The sequence below is a fragment of the Ochrobactrum sp. AN78 genome (assembly GCF_029909885.1).
GTDB lineage: Bacteria > Pseudomonadota > Alphaproteobacteria > Rhizobiales > Rhizobiaceae > Brucella > Brucella quorumnocens.
Map to the genome: position 1 here is coordinate 66,177 of NZ_JASAMU010000008.1, position 21,094 is coordinate 87,270.

The window sequence follows — 21,094 nt, forward strand, 5'->3', positions numbered from 1 at the left end:
ATGAACGAACAAGCTGCTATTCAAGTTGTTGGCGCCAGCAAATGGTATGGGGCGTTCCAAGTCCTAAAGGGAATAGACCTAAAGGTGAATAAAGGGGAGCGCATTGTAATTTGCGGCCCGTCGGGATCCAGAAAGTCGACGCTCATCCGATGTATGAACCGCCTGGAAGTTCATCAGGAAGGTTCGATCGTTATCAACGGCGTTGAACTCACGAGTCAGTTGAAGCGTATTGATCGCATTAGAAGCGACGTCGGTATGGTCTTTCAGCACTTCAATCTATTTCCTCACCTCACTGTGTTGGAAAACTGCACGGTCGCTCAGCGTTGGGTCCGCAAGCTGCCAAAGAACGTAGCAACGGAGGTCGCAATGAGATACCTCGAACGCGTACGAATTCCAGAGAAAGCTGACAAATATCCGGGCCAGCTTTCGGGCGGGCAGCAGCAGCGCGTCGCCATCGCCCGCGCTCTTTGCATGAACCCGAGTATCATGCTGTTCGACGAACCGACCTCAGCGCTCGATCCCGAAATGGTCAAGGAAGTTCTGGATACGATGATTTCCCTTGCGGCGGATGGAATGACGATGGTTTGTGTCACTCACGAGATGAACTTTGCACGTGAAGTTGCGAGCGAAGTGGTTTTCATGGACGCAGGCCAAATTATCGAGCGCAACGCCCCGGACATTCTGTTCTCGTCGCCTACGCATGAGCGGACAAAACGGTTTCTTGGCAAACTACTGCATTGAGGAGACCGCATTGGTGAGCCGCGCACAGACAAGGACGATCTGGTCACCACCAACTTCGGTATCGATAACCGATAGGCTGGTTTGACCATGACAAAAGGGAGACACGGATGAGTTTTGGCAACAAACGGCTCGAAGAACTGCGAGCAAAGTTTGCGAACAGTGCTGGCGGCGCGATCTTCGATGAGAAATTCAAGCGGATCGGTGACAAGATATTTAACAAAGCGGGCACACGCGCCGCGCCTTACGCTGGCCTGCCGACGCTGCTGGATGTGCCGCATCTCCTAGTCGATGCGGAAAATCCGGAGTTCGGTGACTTGCAGGTAGCCCTGATCGGCATGCCAATGGACCTTGGTGTGACGAACCGACCAGGTTCGCGTTTCGGACCGCGGGCGCTGCGGGCTATCGAACGTATTGGACCTTACAATCATATTCTGGAATGTGCTCCGGCCCACGAATTGCGGGTGGCCGATATCGGCGATGTCCCGTTTCGCAGCCGCTATCGGCTAGAAAAAAGCCACGAGGATATTGAGAAGCGTATTGGTCAGATCGTTGAAGCAGGCGTGATCCCGCTGTCGGTCGGCGGGGATCATTCGATCACGCATCCAATCCTGAAGGCGGTCGGCAGGGAGGCTCCGGTAGGCCTTATTCATATTGACGCTCATTGCGACACAGGTGGACTTTTTGACGAGACAAAATTCCACCACGGTGGCCCGATGCGTAATGCTGTCTTGGACGGTGTATTGGATCCTACTCGTACGATCCAGATCGGAATACGCGGAGCTGCCGAATACCTTTGGGAATTCTCATACGAGTCCGGGATGACTGTCATCCACGCCGAGGAGGTAACAGGAATGGGGATTCCGGCGATTATCGAAAGAGCTCGAATGATTGTCGGGAATGGGCCCACATATGTTTCTTTCGATGTGGATAGTGTCGATCCAAGCTTCGCGCCTGGTACAGGAACGCCGGAGATTGGTGGTCTCACCACGCGCGAAGTGCTCGATCTCATTCGTGGCTTGAAGGGGATAAACATCGTCGGCGGCGATGTTGTCGAAGTTGCGCCGCAGTATGACGCGTCCACCAATACGGCGCAGCTGGGAGCACAGATCCTCTTCGAGATCCTCAGCCTCATGGTCTTTAGCCCCTCAGTGCACACATGAAGGAGGGCGGTCCAGGTGCGCACAGCGTCAATCGCGTGGAAACAAGAGCTGCCTTTGGATGAGTCAAGATATCAAACGAGGGAGAGGAGTGTGTGGGACGGCATCGATTCTCGAACTTCGCACCGCCCTCGTCAAACGTGTGGATGTGAATGAGTTTCAGCCTAGAGTTTTCGCAATTCGATAAAACGGCCTCCTAAGGTGCCGTTATCGGAACTGCTCGGTAGACGGCGATCTGGTTCGACTTGATCTTTTCTTTCAAAGTAAAAGATGACCCGGAACTAGTCTTTATTTCCCAAGCTTTGACCGCCTTCCCAGCTTTCGCATTGAATCCGGCCTCCGGAACTGACTGGAAGTCGTTATAGCGATACAGTTTATAGGACACACCGGGAACCATCCCAGAAATTGTGACTGTCAAGGTCAGATCTTGCGGTATGGGGCGAATACTCGACCCATCGCGCATAATCGGTTCCTCGTAATTCACATTTGTCGATAGTCGAACAGGCAAGGTTTGGCCGTCGTGGTCGATGATGCCCATTATCGCGATGCCGTAATTTCTGTCGACGTCTGGTAGCGAATATATCGGATGAGAAACCGAATTTGCTTGCCTGCGGTTGGCTCCCAAATCTTTGAAGTTGGACGTATATAAAAATTCCGGTTTGTCAGCGGGAGACCAAAGCCCATGATCGGTGAACGTTATGATGTCGTCGGCGTAGTAAGCTGGCGGTTCGAAGGCATGTTTAGATGAAACACCGGTAACTAAGACGATATGGTCGTAATGCTCGTCTCCGGCACCCGGCTCGTTGGATTCCTCGAAAGAACCTGCATTTTTGAAAACACCGATGATGACCGGATATCCTGCAGCGACTTCTTTCTTAACCCATGTCAGAAAATTCTCAGATAGAGAAGAACCATTCCACCGTTTTGCCTTCAAGTGCATCTGAGATGCTGCGTAAGCGTCGTTCACGCCAAGCAAAAACTGGCTCTCTTCCGCAGACTGATCCGCATTTTTGCTTGCGATCGCGCGGGCATCGTATTGGGAAACATACTGGCCGTAATAGAGCCCTGCGCTGATCAATGAGACCTCGCCGCAATAGCCGTAGTTTGCTTCCCACTGGTGCCTGGGAGGAATATCATTGTCTTGAGCGTATCGTTCTACAGCCTGATCAGACATGGCTGCAATCGCATTTGCCGTCAATGTGCTCGCCAATTGAGCCACCAGTGTGATGGCAGCGAAAATGAAAAGCGATACAGGGGAGGGATGTTCGATTCGCCAGGACTTAAGATTATTCTGATATGCAGGATTAACGTGTCTATAGTCTGCGAATTTAGACAAATGGTTTTCCTCAAGCATATTCCATACAGGTCGCTCGCATTAGGCTGTAGAATATTGGTAATTTGGTGGCATCAATCTTGTCACTGGATGCCTCGTTTTCTGCAAAATTTCCCCAATGCGGTACGCGCCTGGACTTCGGACTAAGTATCAAACCACGACCCTTTCGAAGATAAGTTGAGCGGGTAGCTTGCTAGGGAGTGCGGGTCAGGAGGCTGCTTCCGCGTCAAGCCCGACGAGCCCCTGTTCGAACCATCGCTTACGCGAATGGTAGATCGTCGATTTTTCGATCGATCTAAAAGGAAAGCGCGTTGCCTCAATCCGCAATGCGGCCTCCGCTGTTCATTATTTGCCAGAAAGCTCATGGGCAGTTGGGCAGCTGACGGTGTTTCAACGCACGGCTAACTGGATCATGCCATGCAAGCGGAATTGCGCTGCAGTCAGATAGAATTATACCATTGCTCGATTTTGCTTGCCGGCGAAGCTTTTTCAAGCCTATTATCATGTGTCTCCTTCAGAGAGACCGTAAGCGTTAACGTCACTCAACGCGCAAGCCTGGGGCCGACTGAGTCGGTTTTTTGCAATTGCGCTGAGGTTGTCGTCTAATGCTCTTCACGGGGTATTTTATCGAAATTGGTCTAAAAGAGTCGCAGTCTCGGTCCCGGGTGCTGCGACGGGCTTCGGTCGTTCTTTCAGCAACGCATTTGCAGGGATCGCTAACGCATTGGCCTTGGGTTCTTCAATCTCATGGAGAGTTCAATGACGACGACTTTTATTTTACCGCCGGTGTCATCCCTTATCACCCGACTATTCGACGAGGCCGATGCTGTTGAGGGATCTTACGATCAGCAGATGCAGGATGCCTCGCCCGAAGTCCGTAATGTGGACCGAGCGGATTATCGACAGTTCTACGCACAGCTGAGAGACCAACCGTTGGCGGTATCTCGTGAAACCGGCACCCTGCTCTATATCTTGGCCCGATCCATCGGCGCTCGCACCATCGTCGAGTTTGGCACCTCGTTCGGAATCTCAACAATTCATCTGGCTTCAGGTCTCCGAGATAACGGCGGCGGGCGACTGATTGGCAGTGAGTTCGAGTGCTCGAAGGTGGAGCGAGCGCGCCAAAACATTGAGACGGCTGGCCTATCCGATCTGGTCGATATACGCGAAGGCGACGCGCTAGAGACATTCGCCCGCGATCTACCGGACACGATCGACCTCGTCCTTATGGATGGCGCCAAGACGCTCTACTCTTCCGTTCTTTCTTTGCTCGAACCTCGCCTGCGTGTGGGTGCACTGATCGTCGCCGACAATGCGGACGCAAGTCCGGACTACCTCGCGCGCGTTCGCTCCGTTGAGCATGGCTACCTCTCGGTTCCTTTCACCGCCGACGTCGAGTTATCGATGAGGATCAAGGCTATTGCCAGCACGGACTATCGGTGATTGGCATCGGCACCGCGGCGGGAAACGCCCGCCTCGGTGGTCCACGGCGCGACCTATTTCAGGACAGGAGATGTGAGAATGCTCACCGCGCAAAAGTTTTCACAGGAAATTGAAGAACGCACCCACATCACTCTCGAGCATCAAATCGTCCGTGTCTGACAAGAACCAAAGCGACTTAAGCTTACGGTCGTGTCAATCGAACGGCTCACTCCTAAATGGCAAGGATCAGCTTTACGTCCCCAGAGCGCAGCGATCTCGAAAGTGCCGTAAACCACGATCATTTCAAGCTTTTTTCTCTTGGCTGAAAGCTAGACCAAGCTGTGCAAGCACGACTACACGCCTCGCAAGTTCGATGCAGTTCGCCGTCATCTGGTTATTGCATTCGCACTACACGAAAAGGGCCCGGCGACGCGTTGGGCCAGCTATGCAGCGCCCGGCGACGTAGTGTAGATCGAGGGATCGAATGGCCATCATGCAGTGTGGTGGTGAGAACCGACTGCTAATTCTTGCGGTCCTGGATACGGCAAGCCCGACCGGCAGTTTTACAGGGCCCGTTGGAGCTTATCCTTGGTGAGCGTGCTGTGCACATGACTGCACAATGGAAATCGCAAGGCTACGCACACTTAGTACGGTGCGCCCATATCCCGCCATCATTCTAGCATCATCGTTTCACCATCGCGCTGAGTTCGACGTGTGACGCAGCTATTCTAATTTGATGGACGCTTGTAAGAGGCGTGATTTTAAAACTGCCCGTCAGCAACCGCACCCCGTCTCTTAAAGCCAGATCATGGTGCGTTTTGTCGGTCCGGAGTACGTATATCCCGTTGACATATCCCATTTGATTCACTATCTACATCATATCACTATGGATAAAACTAGGAGTGACGCAGATGGAGCAGGGAGCAGTATTCCAGAGCAACAGGAGCCAAGCTATCCGCTTGCCAAAAGCAGTAGCTTTGCCTGCTGATGTGAAACGGGTCGATATTGTTGCTGTGGGGCGCACTCGAATCATAGCGCCCGCTGGTGAGGTCTGGGACAGCTGGTTTGATAGCTTAGAGACGACTTCCGACTTCATGAATGAGCGTGATCAGCCTGCTCCACAGGAACGCGAGGCGTTGTAATGCTGAAGTACATGCTGGATACGAATATATGCATTTTCACGATCAAGAATCGACCACAGCAAGTCCGAGAAGCATTTAATCGCTTCTACGATCAATTGTGCATCAGCTCGATTAGTTTGATGGAATTGATTTACGGGGCGGAAAAGTCTGCCCATCCTGAAAAAAACATTGCAGTCGTGGAAGGATTTGCAGCTCGCCTTGAGGTATTATCGTACGATGAACCGGCAGCAAACCATGCGGGCCAGTTACGTGCTGAATTGGCCCGCAGTGGAACTCCAATCGGTCCATACGATCAATTGATTGCTGGCCATGCTCGCTCGCGTGGCCTGATAATCGTTACAAACAATCGCAGGGAATTTGATCGTGTTCCTGGCTTGCGAGTAGAAGACTGGGCTGAATAATCCCGAACGTATTTCACGGCATTATTGATAATCCAGGATGATGTAGTTCTGTTCACGTAATTGACGGATCGCGGTTCAATTTCCTTTAAGGCGAGGGCCATATTGCTATTGGTGACGGTAGCTGGCTGTCAGCTTGACTGGCAATCCCAAGAATGGTTGTCCAGGGCGCGGTTCAAGCTGCTGTCTTTGAAAAGAAGCGGGAACGGCGGCGAAGAAGTCTATTAACTTAAACGCTTGAGGAGCCGCACCTCCCCCAGGATTGCTTCTAGATCCCGATGTCAACGCTCTCCTTTTGCGGTCACACGGAGTAGTCAGAAAAAGTCGATCCGCATCGCCTATCACAACGCTCTAACTGAGTGACATCTTCGCGCTATCGCCACTTCGCCCCATATTTCGGGGCTTAATTGGAGCGATCAGCTCCCACACAAAAGTCACGATACCGACCGTCTAATCCACTGCTCTCGACAATCAGGTCAGGCTTTTCAATGTCAGTAATTCCTGTGCGGTGACTTCGTCGGTTATCAGCACTTGAGCGTGCGTAGTCATGATACTAGCGCGGATGACTTTTGCTTTGCGAATACCGCCTGCCGATATAATCACCTTCGGCACTTTGCGCAGTTCCGTTGGGTTGATGGCCATGGCGCGTTCGTTAATCGGATGATCGACAATTTCGCCTGCTTCATTAACGAACTGGCACAGCACATCGCCAACTGCGCCTGCTGCCTGCAGGTTCTCGGCGTCTTGCGTCGTCAGCAAACCACGACGGAAAATAGATGCTTGTTTGCTGACGTCCGCTACACTCAAAACCGCGAGGTCAATGTCGGACACTTTGCCTTTCAGCGCCTTCAAATCCTGGATCTCCCACAATTCTTTCGCCAGTGCCACACTTGGCACAAAAACGGGCGCAGTGATCTGAAAAAGTTCCGTCTTATAAAACTCAGCCAGCCGCCATGCGACGGCAGAGGGATTGTCTGCCATGGAATGTGTCAGCCCCCCGAGCAGCGAGATAACAGACAGCCCGCCAATTTCACGCCATTTAAGATGGCTCATACAGGCCTGCAGCGTCGCGCCCCAGCCGACGCCAATTGTTAACCCATCCTGCAAGCGATCAGAAAGGTAACGCCCGGTGGCGTGGCCGATGACTGCAGAGATGCTGGCTTCAGACTGATCTGAAGACGGCACGACAATAGCTTCGAACAGCCCCAGATGTTTTTCCAGTGCACGTTGCAAACGGATTAATGGTTCGGCATGCGAGTTCAGAGAAATCTGGACAATGCCTTCATCTCTCGTGGCGGCCAAGAGCCGAAAAGCTTTGATCCGGCTGATGTCAAGATTTTGGGCAACCTGCTCCTGAGTCAGTCCTTCAATATAATAGAGCCACGCAGCCCTGAGCTTCAGCTCGTCCTGATCTGCCTGAAACTTGGTTTTCGGCTTAGTGCTGCGAGCCATTATCCTACCTTTTACGTCTTCCTTCCGAGAATGCTCATGTTCTCATCTGTGAGCGATAATGAAGTGATAATGACCTTCACGTCAAGAAGTGATCTGAATACGAAATGAACAAATATATTATTCTTGCAAAGAATGTACACATAAATCATATGTTTCCACATAAACGGTGGAGACTCTCCTGCTGGGAGAGGAGTTTCAAGAGGTGGGAAATGCGAATTCTGATTTCAAACGACGATGGTATTGAGGCTCCCGGCATCGCGGTGCTCGAAAAAGCCGCGCTTCTGTTGAGTGACGATGTTTGGATCATCGCGCCGGATGGAAACCGTAGCGCAAACGGACACTGTGTGTCGCTGACGAGTGGTTTTTCGGTCACCAAGCGCGCAAATAGGCGTTACGCCTGCACGGGAACGCCGGTGGATTGTGTGATAGCGGCGATCCATTGGGTGTTCCGTGATCAACAAATGCCAGATCTCGTTTTGTCGGGTATCAATGCCGGGCGGAATGTCGCCGAGGATGTCTCATATTCGGGGACGATGGCAGTCGCACGTGAGGGCGCGCTGAACGGGATAGCCTCAGTTGCTTTCTCCGCGCCACGCGATTGCGAGGGGTTCGACGCGGAAGCATTGGCATGGCTTGCCAGCCATATTCGCAATTTCTGGGAGACCAGAAATGACTGGGCGCATGACGGTCACTGGCTGAACGTCAATCTGCCGCGCAAGCTGCCAGCCGCATTGGCAACGGCTGAGATCGGCCGTGATAAGAACCTGAAATACGTAAACCTGTTTGAAGAAACGGAAAATTCCGTTCGCATACAGCCTTTGGCGGATCGTGATTACACCTCCAACGGCAACGATGAGAATGCCCTGATTGATGCGGGAAAAGCCAGTGTAACCAATCCGAACTGGTTTGGTCACTCGAAGGTGCCGGCATCGGTTACGGCGCACAGACCTGAGGGTTTGTGAGGGCCAGGCAATCCCCCCGATAGCAAAGGCCGCCGGGGGGCTGGAAGCGGTCGCTTTTTTGCCGAAAACTACCCGCCAATCAACGGATAGACTTCCTTGATCATGTCCTCGAGATGGTCATTGGCAAAGCCTTGGTGCTTCAGGACCTTGCTTTCAACGCGACCCTCATCAAAAAAATGATGTTCCATATAACCGACTTCGCGGGTTCCGCCCATTTCTGGGACAAGCTCTTCCGTCGTTGTAAACGCTATGGATGAACACCATTCAAGATGCACATTGCCGCGCTTGGATGAACGCTGCTGATGCAAGTGGCCACTCGCAATCAGCCGCAGTGTCGGATGATTTATCAGCCCCCCAAGTCGGCCCCAACCCTTTGGATCGACAGTCCAATAAGTCAGCTCGGTGCTGTCCATGTTGTCGATGTAAATCGGCTGATGTGAGAATACGGCAAGGTAGCGGTCACCTGATGATGCAATCTGCTCATCGATCCAGTCATACTGTTCCGCTTCCTGTGGTAGTCCGGAGCCGATCAACATGGAGCTTATGCCGATTATACGCCATTTTTCCTGGTCGATAACCCAGTGGTCGGCACCGAAAAATTCTGCAAATCGGGCATAACGCGCGGCATTGATGGAGCTGCCGTTCTCACTCTCCGGCTTTGACAGCTTTGGATTGTCGCCGACGTCATGATTGCCGGCAAGAAAGTGGATGGTTTTGCCAGATTCCTTGAAGAAATCCCGGCATAAGGCGTAATCCTCGTCATACCGGATTCCGTCCAAGGTGACGTCACCGGTGTGGATGATGAAATCATGGTCTGATTCCGCGAGCGGCTCGGCTAGTAGGCGATTATTCTCGCGGAAATGCTCGGTTCGCGGCGAAAGATGCGTATCTGAAATCTGCAATATGCTGAAACTGGCCATGTTTGCTCCCATAAGGAATGAGTCTTGGTAGAAGAAGTCCGTTTCGTACAAAAGTATTGACTAAGAATAAAAAGTTCAATAATTTTTTACCGGAGGAGACCGGTTTCCTAGCTTTGTTTTAAAGCGGTACCAGTCAGGAGCTGCCTGATATCGATCCAAAGGCAGATAGAAGCATTGAGAGGGGACCCGCATGTCGGGAATTGAGATCGTCAGTCTCAACAAGAAGTGGGCGACATTCCACGCGGTCAATGACGTCAACTTCACCGTGGAGCCCGGCACGCTGACAGTGCTGCTTGGCCCTTCTGGTTGCGGCAAATCTACATCTTTGAGACTGATCGCCGGGCTCGATTCTGTCAGCTCTGGTCAGATTATCATCGGGGGCAACGACGTCACGAATGCGCCCCCCGCCAAGCGCGGGCTCGCGATGGTCTTTCAGTCATACGCACTATTTCCCCATCTGAGTGTTGCAGAGAACATCATTTTTGGACTTCGCGTCCGCAGAGTGTCGGCCGGTGAGCGCGATCAGCGGCTGAAGCGTGCTGCGGATATTCTGGGTTTATCTCATCTGCTAAATCGGCGACCGTCGCAGCTCTCTGGGGGGCAGCAACAGCGTGTTGCCTTGGGGCGCGCTATCGTCGCGGAAGCCTCTGTTTGTTTGATGGACGAGCCACTTTCCAATCTTGATGCGCAGTTGCGCCACGATATGCGCAAAGAAATCCGTAACTTGCAGCAGCAACTCGGCATGACAATGGTTTACGTGACCCATGATCAGATTGAGGCCATGAGCCTGGCCGATCAAGTCATCCTGATGAAGGACGGAAAGATTGAACAGAAGGCTAAACCTTCCGCTCTCTATCTAGAGCCTGCGACCACCTTCGTCGCCCGTTTTATCGGGACGCCGCCAATGAACATTATCCGTATTGCCGACTATGACGGCAAGGCGGCGATCAGTGGCGCGGCAGATGGACCGGCGGTTTTGCGCGATCCGGCGAAGGGGCTCGTGTTGGGATTGCGGCCCGAGGAAATCCGTGTGGCGGAGGAGGGGGGCGTGAAAGCCTCTATTGAAGCCATCGAATATCACGGAGCAGATAGCATTCTTGAATGTCGGGTCGGCGATCAATCGTTGCAAGTGCGTATTGAAGGTATCCGTCGTCTTAATCGGGGCGATACCGTTGGTCTGACCTGGGCACCATCTGCTGTCCATGTGTTTGATGAGGCGGAGGGAAATCGCGTCGAGCGGACAGCATTAGCCGTTTAACCAGAAAATGATCGGGGAACGATCATCCCTTGGGAGGAGAGAACAATGAATATAGATGTAAAACGATCTGTAACGCTGTTGGCCACATCTGCGTTGCTGTCGGTGGCGGGTGGTTGGGGCATCGCTCAGGCCGAACCTGTCGAGATCAGCTTCTATTACCCGGTCGCTATCGGTGGTCCGGTGACCAAAATCGTCGAGGATCTGATCACCCGTTTTGAAGGACAGCATCCCGACATCAAGGTGAAGCCGATTTACTCCGGCACCTATCCAGAAACATTGAGTAAATCCCTGACCGCTTTCAAATCCGGTCAGGCGCCTGAGGTCGCGGTCATGCTCTCCACGGACATGTTCACGCTAATAGATGAGGATGCGATCGTCCCCTATGACGATTTTGTGAAGAGCGATGATGACAAGTCGTGGCTGGCCGGATTCACACCGGTCTTCATGGTTAACAGCAAAAGTGACGACAAAACATGGGGCGTGCCATTTCAGCGCGGCACAACAGTATTTTTCTGGAACAAGGAAGCCTTCAGGGAAATTGGCTTAGACCCGGAAAAAGGCCCACAGGATTGGAAAGAAGTTGTCGATTTCGCAACGAAACTCACAAAGCGCTCATCTGACGGCAGCATCGCGCGCTGGGGCATGCAGGTCCCATCATCGCTGACATCATATTGGCTACTGCAGGGTTATGTTGCACAGAATGGTGGCAAAATTGCCGAGCCAGATGGGAAAACAACCTACTTCAACGCACCTGAAGTTGTTGAGGCAATGCAATACTGGGTGGATCTGGCTCATAAGCATAAGGTGATGAAGCCCGGCGTGATTGAATGGGCGACCAATCCGAAGGACTTTTTTGAAGGTCGCGCTGCGATGATCACAACCACGAGCGGTAATCTTACCAATGTGAAAAACAATGCGCCGTTCCCGTTTGGTGTGCAGATTCTGCCAAAGAACAAGGCCTATGGCGCGCCGACAAGTGGTGGCAATGCGTACATTTTCAATGTTGATGACAAGGCAAAACAGGAAGCAGCATTCCAGTTCGTGAAATGGCTGTCCTCTGCTGATCAGGCTGCCGAGTGGAGCATCAAGACCGGATATATCGCGGCCCGCGACGATGCATGGCAAACGGATGCCATGAAGAAATATGTTGAGGAGTTCCCTGGCGCAAAGGTGCCGCACGACCAGATTCCTTACATGGTGCCCGAACTTTCAACCTATGAAAATCAGCGGGTCGCCCGGGTCATTGACGATGCGATCGAGGCCTCGCTGACGGGCAACAAGAGCGTTAACCAGGCTCTCGACGATGCGCAGGCCGAGGCTGAGCGAATCCTTAAGCCCTACCAGTAAAACTGTCGACGTGAGAGCTTCGCTTTGCAACTACATGCGCAGCTCTCGCTCATTGAAGAATGACAATGCGTTGTATGCAGGCAAAGCCCGTTCGCATCACCGCAAGAAGACTGGAGAAGTCGCGTGAACCAGGCGAAAAACCAGATAACACCATGGCTTCTGCTGCTGCCGGCCACTGTCTTGCTGGCGGTGTTTACGCATATTCCAGCCGTGATGACGTTCATCAACAGTTTCTACCAGACGCCGCGCGGCAAACGCCCGGCCCGTTTTGTCGGGGTTGATCATTATACGACTATGATCAATGACCCGGTGTTTTGGGCGGCCCTCAAGAATAACGCAATTTACGCGCTTGGTACCGTGCCCGCATCCATTGCATTGGCTATGTTGATGGCGATAATCGTAAACTCGTCTATTCGCGGTCGTTCGCTTATGCGCATGTCTTTCTTCATGCCCACCGTCCTGCCGATGATTGCCGTTGCCAATATCTGGCTGTTTTTCTACACGCCGGGCTATGGCTTGATTGATCAATTTCTTGGAGTGTTCGGTTTCCACGAAACGAACTGGCTCGGTAACCCCGATACTGTTCTTGGTAGCCTGATGGTGCTTGCCATCTGGAAGGAAGCCGGGTTCTTCATGATCTTCTATCTGGCAGCATTACAGCAGATCAGTCCAAGCCTGTCTGAAGCCGCAGCGCTTGAAGGCACTGGGCGGTGGTACTTTTTTCGCCGTGTCACATTCCCGCTTCTGATGCCAACGACATTGTTTGTGCTCATCAATGCGGTGATCAATGCGTTCCGCCTGATCGATCATGTGATTGTTATGACCCGTGGCGGCCCTGACAATGCCAGCACTTTGTTGCTCTACTATGTTTACAATGTCGCATTCCGCTTCTGGGATACAGCCTACGCATCGGCTTTGACAGTTGTGCTGTTGCTGGCGCTTGCTGTTATCGCTTTTGTCCAGTTCGGGGTTCTTGATCGCAAGGTTCACTACAAATGAGTGCAATGACATTACCCCATCAGCCGCGCGAGGCTTCGTTCTGGCGGGCTCTTGAAACCATCGGCTGCTATCTGTTGGGATTGCTGTGGATCATGCCGTTACTTTATGCCGTCTGGATGGCATTTCATCCACCGCAATATGAGGCACGTTTTGATCTTCTTGCGCCGCTGACGCTGGATAATTTCAGCAATGCATGGAATGCCGCGCCCTTCGGACGTTACTTCCTCAATACATTCCTGCTCATCACGACAATTCTGATCAGCCAGTTCATTATCTGTACGCTGGCAGCCTATGCATTTGCTCGCTATGAATTTCGCGGCAAAACAATCGTCTTCATGCTGGTATTGGTGCAGCTGATGATCATGCCTGAAGTGTTGCTTGTGGAAAATTACCGGACCATTGCCAAATTGGGGTTGGTGGATACCGTTGTTGCGATGGGGCTGCCCTATATGGCCTCCGCCTTCGGCATTTTCCTGCTGCGTCAGACTTTCCTCACTGTGCCGAAAGAACTTGATGATGCAGCGCGTGTCGAAGGGGCGGGTGCGCTCACCACGCTTCTCAAGGTCTATGTGCCTTTGGCGAAACCAATCTACGTAGCCTACGGCCTGGTATCAGTCAGTTACCACTGGAACAATCTGCTCTGGCCCCTGGTGATTACTAACTCCGTCTCCACCCGTCCGCTGACAGTTGGGCTACAGGTGTTTTCCTCTCCAGATCAGGGAGTGCAGTGGAGTATCATCTCAGCTGCGGCACTGATGACTTCGGCTCCTTTGCTCATCGGATTTCTTTTGTTCCAGCGTCAGTTCGTGCAGAGCTTCATGCGCGCGGGTATCAAATGATATCCGCAAAAGAGCAGGACTTTATCGCCTCAAGGTGTCAGGCTAGTCTTTGATATCGTGGGCTTACGACGCGATGAATAAACAGACGCACCGGGTCGTGGATTGGCTCGAAACCAACGGACATATGCCTTTTATAGTGCACTGGGAACACCACCCAGCCTCTGAAGGTCGCTCTGTGTATCGACGTCGACAATGGCCGCCTCACCGATATCGACGTCGATGATGTCCAAATCACAGTTCTCAATCAATGTCCTCGCGCCGCGATCACCCTGCAGTTCCCGTGCCTGTGCGTAAAGCGCCTGAGGGAGAACCACCGGATTACCAGTGGCGCGTCCATGTGCTGCTCGGACGATCGAGCGCCCCTTTGATGCTGCGAAAGCGTCGATGAGCTGGTCCAGATTGCGCGTGGTAATGGACGGCATGTCCGCAAGAAGGATCAGCACGCCGTCATGGTCGGTCACTCCGGGAATGTTCAAACCCGCGCTCAGCGAACTTGACATGCCGGAAGCAAAGGCCGGGTTGAAGGCGATCCTCATGTCGAGGCCGACAAGACAGTCCTCGATCTGCATATGCCTGAAACCGGTGACCGCATAGATGCCGAGTGCCTTGCTTTCAATGGCCCGCAAGGCCATTCGCCTCACCAATGGAACGCCATCGAATGTCGAAAGCAGTTTGTGACCTGCGTCGGGCAACATCCGGCTCGAACGACCAGCGGCAAGGATGATGATCGCCACCGAAATGTCTGGCTTAGCGGATTGATGGGTAAGCTCCTGTTTGTTGGTCATTGCAACGCTCTCTCCCATCCCTTCTCCACCAACCCGCTCTGATCATCCGGTTTCCGACCGAATACGCAGTCCGTCCATGATCAGACGAACGATCCTGTGCGCCCGTTCCCGCCAATCGGGCGTGTCCGGGATCGAGTAGATGCCGAACAGCGTGTAAAGAACATCAGACGTTCCGATGTCGTTTTTTATCGTGCCCGCTTGGACCGCCGTTCGCAGAAGCTTGTCGAATGTGGCGTTCATAAGTGTCGAACCCTCCGTGAAAAGGGCGGCGTTTGATGTGAACAGCAGTTTCAGACTGCTCGCCATGCCGCGTTTAGCGGCCATGTAGCTGACAAAACGATGCATCCATTCCTCGAGCGCTATATCGGGCGCCTTTTCTGCCAGGAGCTCGGTAGCGGCGGTGGCGAGCAATTCAAGTTCGCGTCGATAGACCGCTTCCACGAGATGCTCGCGGGTCGGAAAATGCCGATAGAGTGTTCCGATTCCGACCCCGGCCTGCCGGGCGATCGCTTCAAGTGAAGCGTCCGCGCCGCGTTCGGCGAAAGCGCCCGCTGCAACTTCGATCAGCTTCAAGCGATTACGCAGCGCATCTGCGCGTAACCGCGGCAGCTTCTGCGGTTCCGAAGTCTGTTCCTTGGCCACCAAAACTCCAACCCAAAACAGGGCTTGACGAAAACTCGCCAGCCACTATGTTTAAACGGAGGCGCCTCCGCTTATGTGGAGTGCCATCCAACTTCTAATCTATCAAAGGGGTGGATGTCATGCCCAAAAACCGCGGAGTAGTTGCCCGCAAAGCCAATTCGTTTCGGTCGCTCATATCAGGCGGTCTCGATTTTCGAATTACTAATCACTGCGATCTGCAGGAGCAAGTTATGACGGTGTCGTCGCATCCAAGCCTTGATAACAACCAGTATCGAAGCAAGTTCCCTGGCCTGGCGAAAAATTTCGAGCCGGATGCGACCAGTGCGGCGGTCGCCGGGCTATTGCCGGTGCCGGCCAAGGCCTTTTCGACCGATTCCGCAGTCGAAGTCCTGGGTTTTGCGGTCCATGCTGTGGAGGCAGGTCGACAGGTGGCGCTTTGTACGCTGGTGGAAATTCGTGGCGGCTCCTCACGGCCACTGGGCGCGCATATGGCTGTCGCCGATGACGGGCTTTATTGCGGATATGTGTCGGGTGGTTGTACCGAGGCGGCTGTCGCTGCTGAAGCACTGCAGGCAATCGCGAAAGGGTATGACCGGTTCGTCATGCTGGGCGAAGGGTCACCATTCTTTGACATCGTTTTGCCCTGTGGGGGCGGGGTCACCGTCGCAGTTCACATATTGCGGGATGTTCGGCCTATTCGGAAGGCGATTGAAGGTCTGCAATGTCGTCGCAAGACCGGTCTGTCTTACAGTCCGAGCAAGCAATCGCTTTCATTCGTTTCCGGAAGGGCCAATGCCGGCTGGAATAATGAAACGTTCCTCACCTCTTACTCCCCCGCTGTAAGGATCCTTCTTACTGGCCGAACGTTGGAAGTCGAGATAACCGCCAAGCTGGCGCGTGCAGCGGGTTATGAAGTTCTCCATTATGACGCAGCGACCGGACAGGCCCCGGTCGAGGCGCTGATTGATGCTGATACGGCGGTGGCACTTCTGCAGCACGATCTGGAGCTTGAAATACCTGTTCTTGATGCGGCTCTGCATGCCCACCCGTTTTATCTGGGCGCCCTGGGCAGCAGTCGGACCCATAAAAAAAGGATGCAGCGTCTCAGAGATCTTGGGCATTCGCAAGTAGTCATCGACCGGATCAAGGCTCCGATTGGCTTGTTCGACCGGGCCCGTGATGTCCAGTCACTGGCGCTTTCAGTGATTGCCGATATTGCCGCCTGTCGTCAGGCCGCGCTTTTTGCAGGCTGAGAACACAACCGGCGCGGCTTATGCGTCGGGACCACCGTCCTCAGGGACAAAAAATCCTCTCAAGGGGATCATCCAGCCGTCGACATTCGTTTCGTCACTGCGATCAATCATCGCCAATGCTTTTGCGCCAAAGGAGATGTCCTTATGCATTTTATCATCAATGGAGAAGCGATCGAGGTCGAGGCGGATATCCGTACATCGTTGCTTGATCTCATGCGCAACTATCTTGGCTTTACCGGAACCAAGAAAGGGTGCGATCAAGGTGCGTGCGGCGCCTGCACGGTGCTGGTGGATGGAGAACGCATCAACGCCTGTCTGGCGCTGGCGGTTCAATATCAGGGCCGCAGCATCACGACAGTCGAAGGGCTTGCCGATAATGGCAATCTGCATCCGCTTCAGCAGGCCTTCATCGAACATGATGGTTTTCAATGCGGATATTGCACGCCGGGCCAACTTTGTTCCGCCATCGGGATGGCCGATGAAATCAAACGCAACATCCCGAGCGTCGTGACCGATGATCTCACCGCCACTGATATTCCGATCGACGAGCGCGAAATTCGCGAACGCATGAGCGGCAATCTCTGTCGATGCGGGGCTTACAACGGCATCGTCGAGGCGATTTCCGAAACACTGGCCCACCAGACGGCAGCTCCGACCGAGGAAAGGGTACGGGCATGAACATTTTTTCCTACCAGCAGGCGTCGGATGCCGCTTCCGCCATCGCCCTGAAGAAGGCCAGTCCATTTGCAAAATATCTCGGTGGCGGCACCAATCTTGTCGACCTGATGCGCGAGACCGTCGAGCAGCCGGAAACACTGGTCGATATCACGCATCTGCCCTCCGAGATCGAACAACGTTCGGACGGCAGCATACTAATCGGTGCTGCGGCCAGGAACACGGCGCTGGCCGCTCATCCTGCGGTACGGTCTTATTTCCCGCTGCTGTCGCGTTCCATTCTGGCGGGCGCCAGCGCGCAGATCCGCAATGTTGCAACGGTTGGCGGCAATATCCTCCAGCGCACTCGCTGTCGGTATTTTTATGATAACGCGGCGCACTGCAACAAACGCCAGCCGCAGGCGGGATGCGACGCGCTTGAAGGATTCAATCGCTACCATGCAATTCTGGGTGCCTCCGATGCCTGCGTCGCCACCCACCCGTCGGACATGTGCGTGGCTTTGGTCGCGCTCGATGCGGTGGTTCACGTGCAGGGGCCGACCGGCACCCGCAGCATGCCGCTGACAGATCTGCATCGCCTGCCGGGCGATCGGCCAGAGGTCGAAACGGAACTGCAGCCGGATGATCTGATCACCGCGATCGAAATACCACCGCTCGGTTTTGCTCGTCGCTCGACCTATCGAAAGGTTCGCGACCGCGCCAGTTACGCCTTCGCGCTCATATCGGTCGCGGCCGCTGTCGATATCGACGATGCTGGCATCGTGCGTGATGTGCGTCTTGCGCTTGGCGGTGTCGCCCATAAGCCATGGCGAGCAGTGAAGGCGGAAGCCGCACTGAAAGGGCAGATGGCGAGTGTGGAAAGCTTCCGTGCTGCAGCAGACGCCGAACTCGCCGATGCCGTCGCCCTCAGTGAAAATGCATTCAAGATTGAGCTGGCGAAACGCACATTTGTCGCTGTGCTCGACGAATTGAAGGGATCGAACCCATGAGCGCCCAAACTGAAGCCGATACCAACAAGCCGGGCCGCTGGCAGCCGGCTGTGACGCCCGACCCCATACTGCGCAAACATGGCGCCCTCGGGCAACCCGTCTCGCGTATCGATGGTCCCTTGAAAGTGCAGGGCAGGGCGCGTTTTGCCGCTGAGTTTCCGTATGAACACATTAGTTATGCGGCACTCGCATTCAGCAGTATCGCGCGCGGAAAAATCACCGAGCTGAACGTGGCGGCGGCGGAAGCGGCGGCGGGCGTTATCCTCGTCATGACCTATCACAATGCGCCGCGCATGAAGTCGCCGTCGCTGATGATGTCGTCGCCGACGGCTGCCGGTGCCAATGACCTGCCGGTGATGCAGAATGACGAGATCCACTGGAACGGCCAGCCGATCGCGCTCGTTCTGGCCGAAACACAGGAACAGGCGGATTACGCCGCTTCCCTGATCAAGGTGAACTATGCCAGCCTACCGGCCGTGACGGTGTTCGAGGAGGCGAAGAAGACGCCTCGGCAACTGGAAACACTGCTAGGCCAGCCACCCGTGCTGGAAATCGGCGATGCCGAAACGGCGCTCGCCAATGCCGAGGTCAAGGTTGACCTTACCTACCGGACGCCGCGTCACAACCACAATGCCATCGAGCTGCATGCGGCAACGGTGGCCTGGAATGGTGACGAACTGCGCGTGCACGATGCCAGCCAGTTGCTCGACCTGACCGCCGGGCAGCTTGGCGATATCTTTGGTTTGGAGCCCGGCAAGGTGCGTGTAACCTCGCCTTATGTCGGTGGTGGTTTTGGCGGAAAGTGCCTTTGGGATCATCAGATCCTTGCCATTGCGGCCTCCAGACTGGCCGAGCGACCGGTGCGGATCATGCTGTCGCGCGAAGGCGTGTTCCGCATCGTTGGCGGTCGCACGGTGACCGAACAGCGGGTGGCACTCGGGGCACGTGCGGATGGTACGCTGGATGCGCTCATCCATACCGGCACGGCGGCCATGACACTGCACAATTCCTGTCCGGAACAATTCACCTTCCCGGCGCGGCATCTTTATGCCGCAAAAAACTTCAAATTGGCGCAGGATGTTGCCGACATGGACATGCTCGCCAACACTTTTATGCGGGCCCCTGGTGAGTCCGTTGGCACATTCGCGCTCGAATGTGCGCTGGATGAACTGGCGGAGCAGTTGGATCTCGATCCGATCGAGTTGCGTCGCCGTATCGAGCCGGAAAAAGATCCAACCACCGGCAAGCCATTTTCGTCGCGCTACCTGATCGAAGCCTATGAGGCGGGGGCGGATCAATTTGGCTGGAAGGACCGCAACCGGAAGCCGCGACAGAAACGCGAGGGCGAATGGCTGGTCGGTATGGGCTGCGCCACCGCGACCTATCCGTACCATCGCTTTCCCGGTGGCGCTGCCAGGATCCGGCTGACCTCGGATGGTCACATCACCGTCTCAACCGCCGTGCACGACATGGGCATGGGAACCGCGACGGCTCAGGTACAGCATATCGCCGCCCGTCTCGGCGTTTCCTTTGAAAAGGTCACCTTTGAATATGGCGACAGCAGCCTGCCGCGTGGCGTGATCGCCGGCGGTTCGACCCAGACCGCATCAATCGGCGGCGCGGTGATCGCTGCAAGTGAGGTTTTCGTTGAGGAACTGATCAAGCTTGCCGGCAACGATTCACCACTCGCGGGGCTTTCGCTTGACGAGGTCGAACCAAGGGATTTCGGCCTTGGCCATCGCGGCGATCCTGATCGCTTCGAGAGCTATCAGTCCATTCTCGCCCGCGCTGGCCGTGATGAACTGGTCTGTCAGGCCGACGCACCGGCACCTGTTGAAATGGAGGCCTTCTCCATGCATTCCTATGGCGCACAGTTCTGTGAGGTCAGGGTCAGCGCGCTCACGGGAGAAATCCGCGTGTCGCGTTTTCTCGGCTCCTTCGATGCTGGCCAGATCCTCAATGCTAAGATGGCGACCAGCCAGTTTAAGGGCGGTATCGTCATGGGGATTGGTTTGGCACTTACGGAGGAAACCAATTTCGACGAGCGCACCGGTCGTGTCGTGAACGCTTCGCTTGCCGAGTATCATGTGCCGGTTCAGATGGATGTTCCGAAGATCGATATCCTCTATTCCAATTCACCCGATCCGCACGCGCCGATGGGTGCACGCGGCATTGGTGAAATCGGTATTACCGGTGTAGGCGCGGCCGTTGCGAACGCAGTTTATAATGCGACAGGCGTCCGGGTTCGTGACCTGCCAATTACGCTTGACAAGGTGCTGTGGGACGCCCCGATCCGACGATAGCCACTTACCGGCAGCGCCTTCGCGACGGCGTTGCCGGTAAGCACTTCAATAAATCGTGCGTTTCTCATCTGGATATCAGGTGGAGCAGGGCTGGCCACAATGCAAAGATTGATGCTTTCGCAAATGGTGTGATTGCTGGGAACCGGACTCTGTTATCGAGCGCGCTTCACTCGTATTGGAGCGCTCAAATCAAGCAGATTTGTTCGAAAAAATCGTTGCAGATGGAATATCAGGCGGCAGAAAAAGGCCTCTTGCTTGGATATTCACTGCCTTCTCCCGGCGAAATGTCAACATTAATGCAGGTGCGGTTGATTGCCGGCATCGGTGAGATGAACGAAGCGCACATCTCTGATCGTGAGAGGAAGGCAAACTTTGACCTCGTTTGCTATCAGATTTGCCTGCGTACTATTCACGACTTGTTTGAAGCTTAGGTAACATAGGACAGATACTGTTTAATGGCACCACCAGCTGCATTGT

22 protein-coding genes are annotated in these 21,094 nt (G+C 54.2%); 16 read left to right on the plus strand and 6 right to left on the minus strand.

Features of this window, described 5'->3' with window-relative positions; translation table 11 throughout:
• Together QBD00_RS15725 and speB are read left to right on the plus strand one after the other, a co-directional pair.
• Complete coding sequence (locus QBD00_RS15725) at positions 1–741, plus strand: amino acid ABC transporter ATP-binding protein (protein WP_318580004.1); 741 nt, start codon at positions 1–3, stop codon at positions 739–741.
• Positions 742–848: 107 nt separating this feature from the next.
• Entirely contained in the window at positions 849–1,901 is a 1,053-nt protein-coding gene (gene speB, locus QBD00_RS15730) for an agmatinase (protein ID WP_318580005.1), read from the plus strand.
• Positions 1,902–2,094: 193 nt separating this feature from the next.
• Here the strand turns inward: speB and QBD00_RS15735 are convergent, their stop codons facing one another.
• A complete protein-coding gene (locus QBD00_RS15735; protein WP_318580006.1) occupies positions 2,095–3,234 on the minus strand; it encodes a C39 family peptidase in 1,140 nt (379 codons plus the stop codon).
• A gap of 756 nt (positions 3,235–3,990) precedes the next feature.
• On the opposite strand from QBD00_RS15735, the gene QBD00_RS15740 reads away from it, so the two are divergent.
• From QBD00_RS15740 to vapC, 4 genes are all read left to right on the plus strand, one after another.
• Positions 3,991–4,674: an O-methyltransferase gene (locus tag QBD00_RS15740; protein WP_318580007.1), complete on the plus strand. Its 684-nt coding sequence runs from the start codon at positions 3,991–3,993 to the stop codon at positions 4,672–4,674.
• Between the two features lie 318 nt (positions 4,675–4,992).
• Entirely contained in the window at positions 4,993–5,124 is a 132-nt protein-coding gene (locus QBD00_RS23635) for a siderophore-interacting protein (protein WP_412535038.1), read from the plus strand.
• Positions 5,125–5,564: 440 nt separating this feature from the next.
• Positions 5,565–5,795 (plus strand): type II toxin-antitoxin system VapB family antitoxin, encoded by a 231-nt coding sequence (gene vapB / locus QBD00_RS15745; RefSeq protein ID WP_151093963.1) that lies wholly within the window; start codon positions 5,565–5,567, stop codon positions 5,793–5,795.
• Positions 5,795–6,196 (plus strand): type II toxin-antitoxin system tRNA(fMet)-specific endonuclease VapC, encoded by a 402-nt coding sequence (gene vapC, locus QBD00_RS15750; protein WP_318580008.1) that lies wholly within the window; start codon positions 5,795–5,797, stop codon positions 6,194–6,196. The genes vapB and vapC overlap by 1 nt, the downstream gene beginning before the upstream one ends.
• Positions 6,197–6,664: 468 nt before the next feature.
• Here the strand turns inward: vapC and QBD00_RS15755 are convergent, their stop codons facing one another.
• On the minus strand, positions 6,665–7,645 hold the full coding sequence (locus tag QBD00_RS15755; protein WP_235901879.1) for a sugar-binding transcriptional regulator: 981 nt from the start codon (positions 7,643–7,645) through the stop codon (positions 6,665–6,667).
• A gap of 209 nt (positions 7,646–7,854) precedes the next feature.
• On the opposite strand from QBD00_RS15755, the gene QBD00_RS15760 reads away from it, so the two are divergent.
• Positions 7,855–8,607 carry a 5'/3'-nucleotidase SurE gene (locus tag QBD00_RS15760; protein ID WP_151093957.1) on the plus strand — a complete coding sequence of 251 codons (753 nt, stop codon included), beginning with the start codon at positions 7,855–7,857 and terminating at the stop codon, positions 8,605–8,607.
• A 68-nt stretch (positions 8,608–8,675) separates the two neighbouring features.
• Here QBD00_RS15760 and QBD00_RS15765 read toward each other — a convergent pair whose 3' ends face one another.
• The gene (locus tag QBD00_RS15765; RefSeq protein WP_151093955.1) at positions 8,676–9,527 is read right to left on the minus strand and encodes a metallophosphoesterase family protein; all 852 of its coding nucleotides are present in this window, start codon (positions 9,525–9,527) and stop codon (positions 8,676–8,678) included.
• Between the two features lie 190 nt (positions 9,528–9,717).
• Between QBD00_RS15765 and QBD00_RS15770 the strand changes: the two genes are divergently transcribed.
• The 4 genes from QBD00_RS15770 to QBD00_RS15785 all read left to right on the plus strand — a co-directional run bounded on the left by QBD00_RS15770 (position 9,718) and on the right by QBD00_RS15785 (position 13,970).
• Positions 9,718–10,785 carry an ABC transporter ATP-binding protein gene (locus QBD00_RS15770; RefSeq protein ID WP_151093953.1) on the plus strand — a complete coding sequence of 356 codons (1,068 nt, stop codon included), beginning with the start codon at positions 9,718–9,720 and terminating at the stop codon, positions 10,783–10,785.
• A gap of 45 nt (positions 10,786–10,830) precedes the next feature.
• Positions 10,831–12,132 carry an ABC transporter substrate-binding protein gene (locus QBD00_RS15775; RefSeq protein ID WP_151093951.1) on the plus strand — a complete coding sequence of 434 codons (1,302 nt, stop codon included), beginning with the start codon at positions 10,831–10,833 and terminating at the stop codon, positions 12,130–12,132.
• A gap of 123 nt (positions 12,133–12,255) precedes the next feature.
• Positions 12,256–13,131 carry a carbohydrate ABC transporter permease gene (locus QBD00_RS15780; protein ID WP_134157735.1) on the plus strand — a complete coding sequence of 292 codons (876 nt, stop codon included), beginning with the start codon at positions 12,256–12,258 and terminating at the stop codon, positions 13,129–13,131.
• Complete coding sequence (locus QBD00_RS15785; protein ID WP_134157736.1) at positions 13,128–13,970, plus strand: carbohydrate ABC transporter permease; 843 nt, start codon at positions 13,128–13,130, stop codon at positions 13,968–13,970. The genes QBD00_RS15780 and QBD00_RS15785 overlap by 4 nt, the downstream gene beginning before the upstream one ends.
• A 131-nt stretch (positions 13,971–14,101) precedes the next feature.
• Here QBD00_RS15785 and QBD00_RS15790 read toward each other — a convergent pair whose 3' ends face one another.
• Positions 14,102–14,755, minus strand: a complete 654-nt coding sequence (locus QBD00_RS15790; protein ID WP_151093949.1) for an NTP transferase domain-containing protein — start codon at positions 14,753–14,755, stop codon at positions 14,102–14,104.
• A 42-nt stretch (positions 14,756–14,797) separates the two neighbouring features.
• Positions 14,798–15,400, minus strand: a complete 603-nt coding sequence (locus QBD00_RS15795) for a TetR/AcrR family transcriptional regulator (protein ID WP_191907287.1) — start codon at positions 15,398–15,400, stop codon at positions 14,798–14,800.
• Positions 15,401–15,627: 227 nt separating this feature from the next.
• Here QBD00_RS15795 and QBD00_RS15800 point away from each other — a divergent pair, with 227 nt between their 5' ends.
• Positions 15,628–16,650: an XdhC family protein gene (locus tag QBD00_RS15800; RefSeq protein ID WP_151093945.1), complete on the plus strand. Its 1,023-nt coding sequence runs from the start codon at positions 15,628–15,630 to the stop codon at positions 16,648–16,650.
• Positions 16,651–16,668: 18 nt separating this feature from the next.
• On the opposite strand, the gene QBD00_RS15805 is transcribed toward QBD00_RS15800, so the two are convergent.
• Complete coding sequence (locus QBD00_RS15805) at positions 16,669–16,800, minus strand: hypothetical protein (RefSeq protein ID WP_268967531.1); 132 nt, start codon at positions 16,798–16,800, stop codon at positions 16,669–16,671.
• Between QBD00_RS15805 and QBD00_RS15810 the strand changes: the two genes are divergently transcribed.
• Genes QBD00_RS15810 through QBD00_RS15825 form a run of 4 tightly spaced genes read left to right on the plus strand, consistent with a single transcriptional unit; the run spans position 16,795 to position 21,048 of the window.
• A complete protein-coding gene (locus tag QBD00_RS15810) occupies positions 16,795–17,328 on the plus strand; it encodes a 2Fe-2S iron-sulfur cluster-binding protein (protein WP_151093943.1) in 534 nt (177 codons plus the stop codon). The genes QBD00_RS15805 and QBD00_RS15810 overlap by 6 nt on opposite strands.
• Positions 17,325–18,314, plus strand: coding sequence for an FAD binding domain-containing protein (locus QBD00_RS15815; protein ID WP_151093941.1), 990 nt, complete (start codon positions 17,325–17,327; stop codon positions 18,312–18,314). Before QBD00_RS15810 ends, QBD00_RS15815 begins: the two co-directional genes overlap by 4 nt.
• A complete protein-coding gene (locus tag QBD00_RS15820) occupies positions 18,311–20,617 on the plus strand; it encodes a xanthine dehydrogenase family protein molybdopterin-binding subunit (protein ID WP_318580009.1) in 2,307 nt (768 codons plus the stop codon). Before QBD00_RS15815 ends, QBD00_RS15820 begins: the two co-directional genes overlap by 4 nt.
• Positions 20,593–21,048, plus strand: coding sequence for a hypothetical protein (locus tag QBD00_RS15825; protein ID WP_318580010.1), 456 nt, complete (start codon positions 20,593–20,595; stop codon positions 21,046–21,048). Before QBD00_RS15820 ends, QBD00_RS15825 begins: the two co-directional genes overlap by 25 nt.
• The last annotated feature ends 46 nt before the right edge of the window (positions 21,049–21,094 follow it).

Excerpts from the sequence above, each read along its gene's own strand:
- QBD00_RS15810 (WP_151093943.1), top strand. The coding sequence starts at position 16,795 with ATGCATTTTATCATCAATGGAGAAGCGATCGAGGTCGAGGCGGATATC.
- QBD00_RS15760 (WP_151093957.1), top strand. The coding sequence starts at position 7,855 with ATGCGAATTCTGATTTCAAACGACGATGGTATTGAGGCTCCCGGCATC.
- QBD00_RS15775 (WP_151093951.1), top strand. The coding sequence starts at position 10,831 with ATGAATATAGATGTAAAACGATCTGTAACGCTGTTGGCCACATCTGCG.
- QBD00_RS15770 (WP_151093953.1), top strand. The coding sequence starts at position 9,718 with ATGTCGGGAATTGAGATCGTCAGTCTCAACAAGAAGTGGGCGACATTC.
- QBD00_RS15820 (WP_318580009.1), top strand. The coding sequence starts at position 18,311 with ATGAGCGCCCAAACTGAAGCCGATACCAACAAGCCGGGCCGCTGGCAG.
- QBD00_RS15800 (WP_151093945.1), top strand. The coding sequence starts at position 15,628 with ATGACGGTGTCGTCGCATCCAAGCCTTGATAACAACCAGTATCGAAGC.
- QBD00_RS15790 (WP_151093949.1), bottom strand. The coding sequence starts at position 14,755 with ATGACCAACAAACAGGAGCTTACCCATCAATCCGCTAAGCCAGACATT.
- QBD00_RS15740 (WP_318580007.1), top strand. The coding sequence starts at position 3,991 with ATGACGACGACTTTTATTTTACCGCCGGTGTCATCCCTTATCACCCGA.
- vapB (WP_151093963.1), top strand. The coding sequence starts at position 5,565 with ATGGAGCAGGGAGCAGTATTCCAGAGCAACAGGAGCCAAGCTATCCGC.
- QBD00_RS15815 (WP_151093941.1), top strand. The coding sequence starts at position 17,325 with ATGAACATTTTTTCCTACCAGCAGGCGTCGGATGCCGCTTCCGCCATC.
- QBD00_RS15765 (WP_151093955.1), bottom strand. The coding sequence starts at position 9,527 with ATGGCCAGTTTCAGCATATTGCAGATTTCAGATACGCATCTTTCGCCG.
- QBD00_RS15785 (WP_134157736.1), top strand. The coding sequence starts at position 13,128 with ATGAGTGCAATGACATTACCCCATCAGCCGCGCGAGGCTTCGTTCTGG.
- QBD00_RS15755 (WP_235901879.1), bottom strand. The coding sequence starts at position 7,645 with ATGGCTCGCAGCACTAAGCCGAAAACCAAGTTTCAGGCAGATCAGGAC.
- QBD00_RS15805 (WP_268967531.1), bottom strand. The coding sequence starts at position 16,800 with ATGCATAAGGACATCTCCTTTGGCGCAAAAGCATTGGCGATGATTGAT.
- QBD00_RS15725 (WP_318580004.1), top strand. The coding sequence starts at position 1 with ATGAACGAACAAGCTGCTATTCAAGTTGTTGGCGCCAGCAAATGGTAT.
- vapC (WP_318580008.1), top strand. The coding sequence starts at position 5,795 with ATGCTGAAGTACATGCTGGATACGAATATATGCATTTTCACGATCAAG.
- speB (WP_318580005.1), top strand. The coding sequence starts at position 849 with ATGAGTTTTGGCAACAAACGGCTCGAAGAACTGCGAGCAAAGTTTGCG.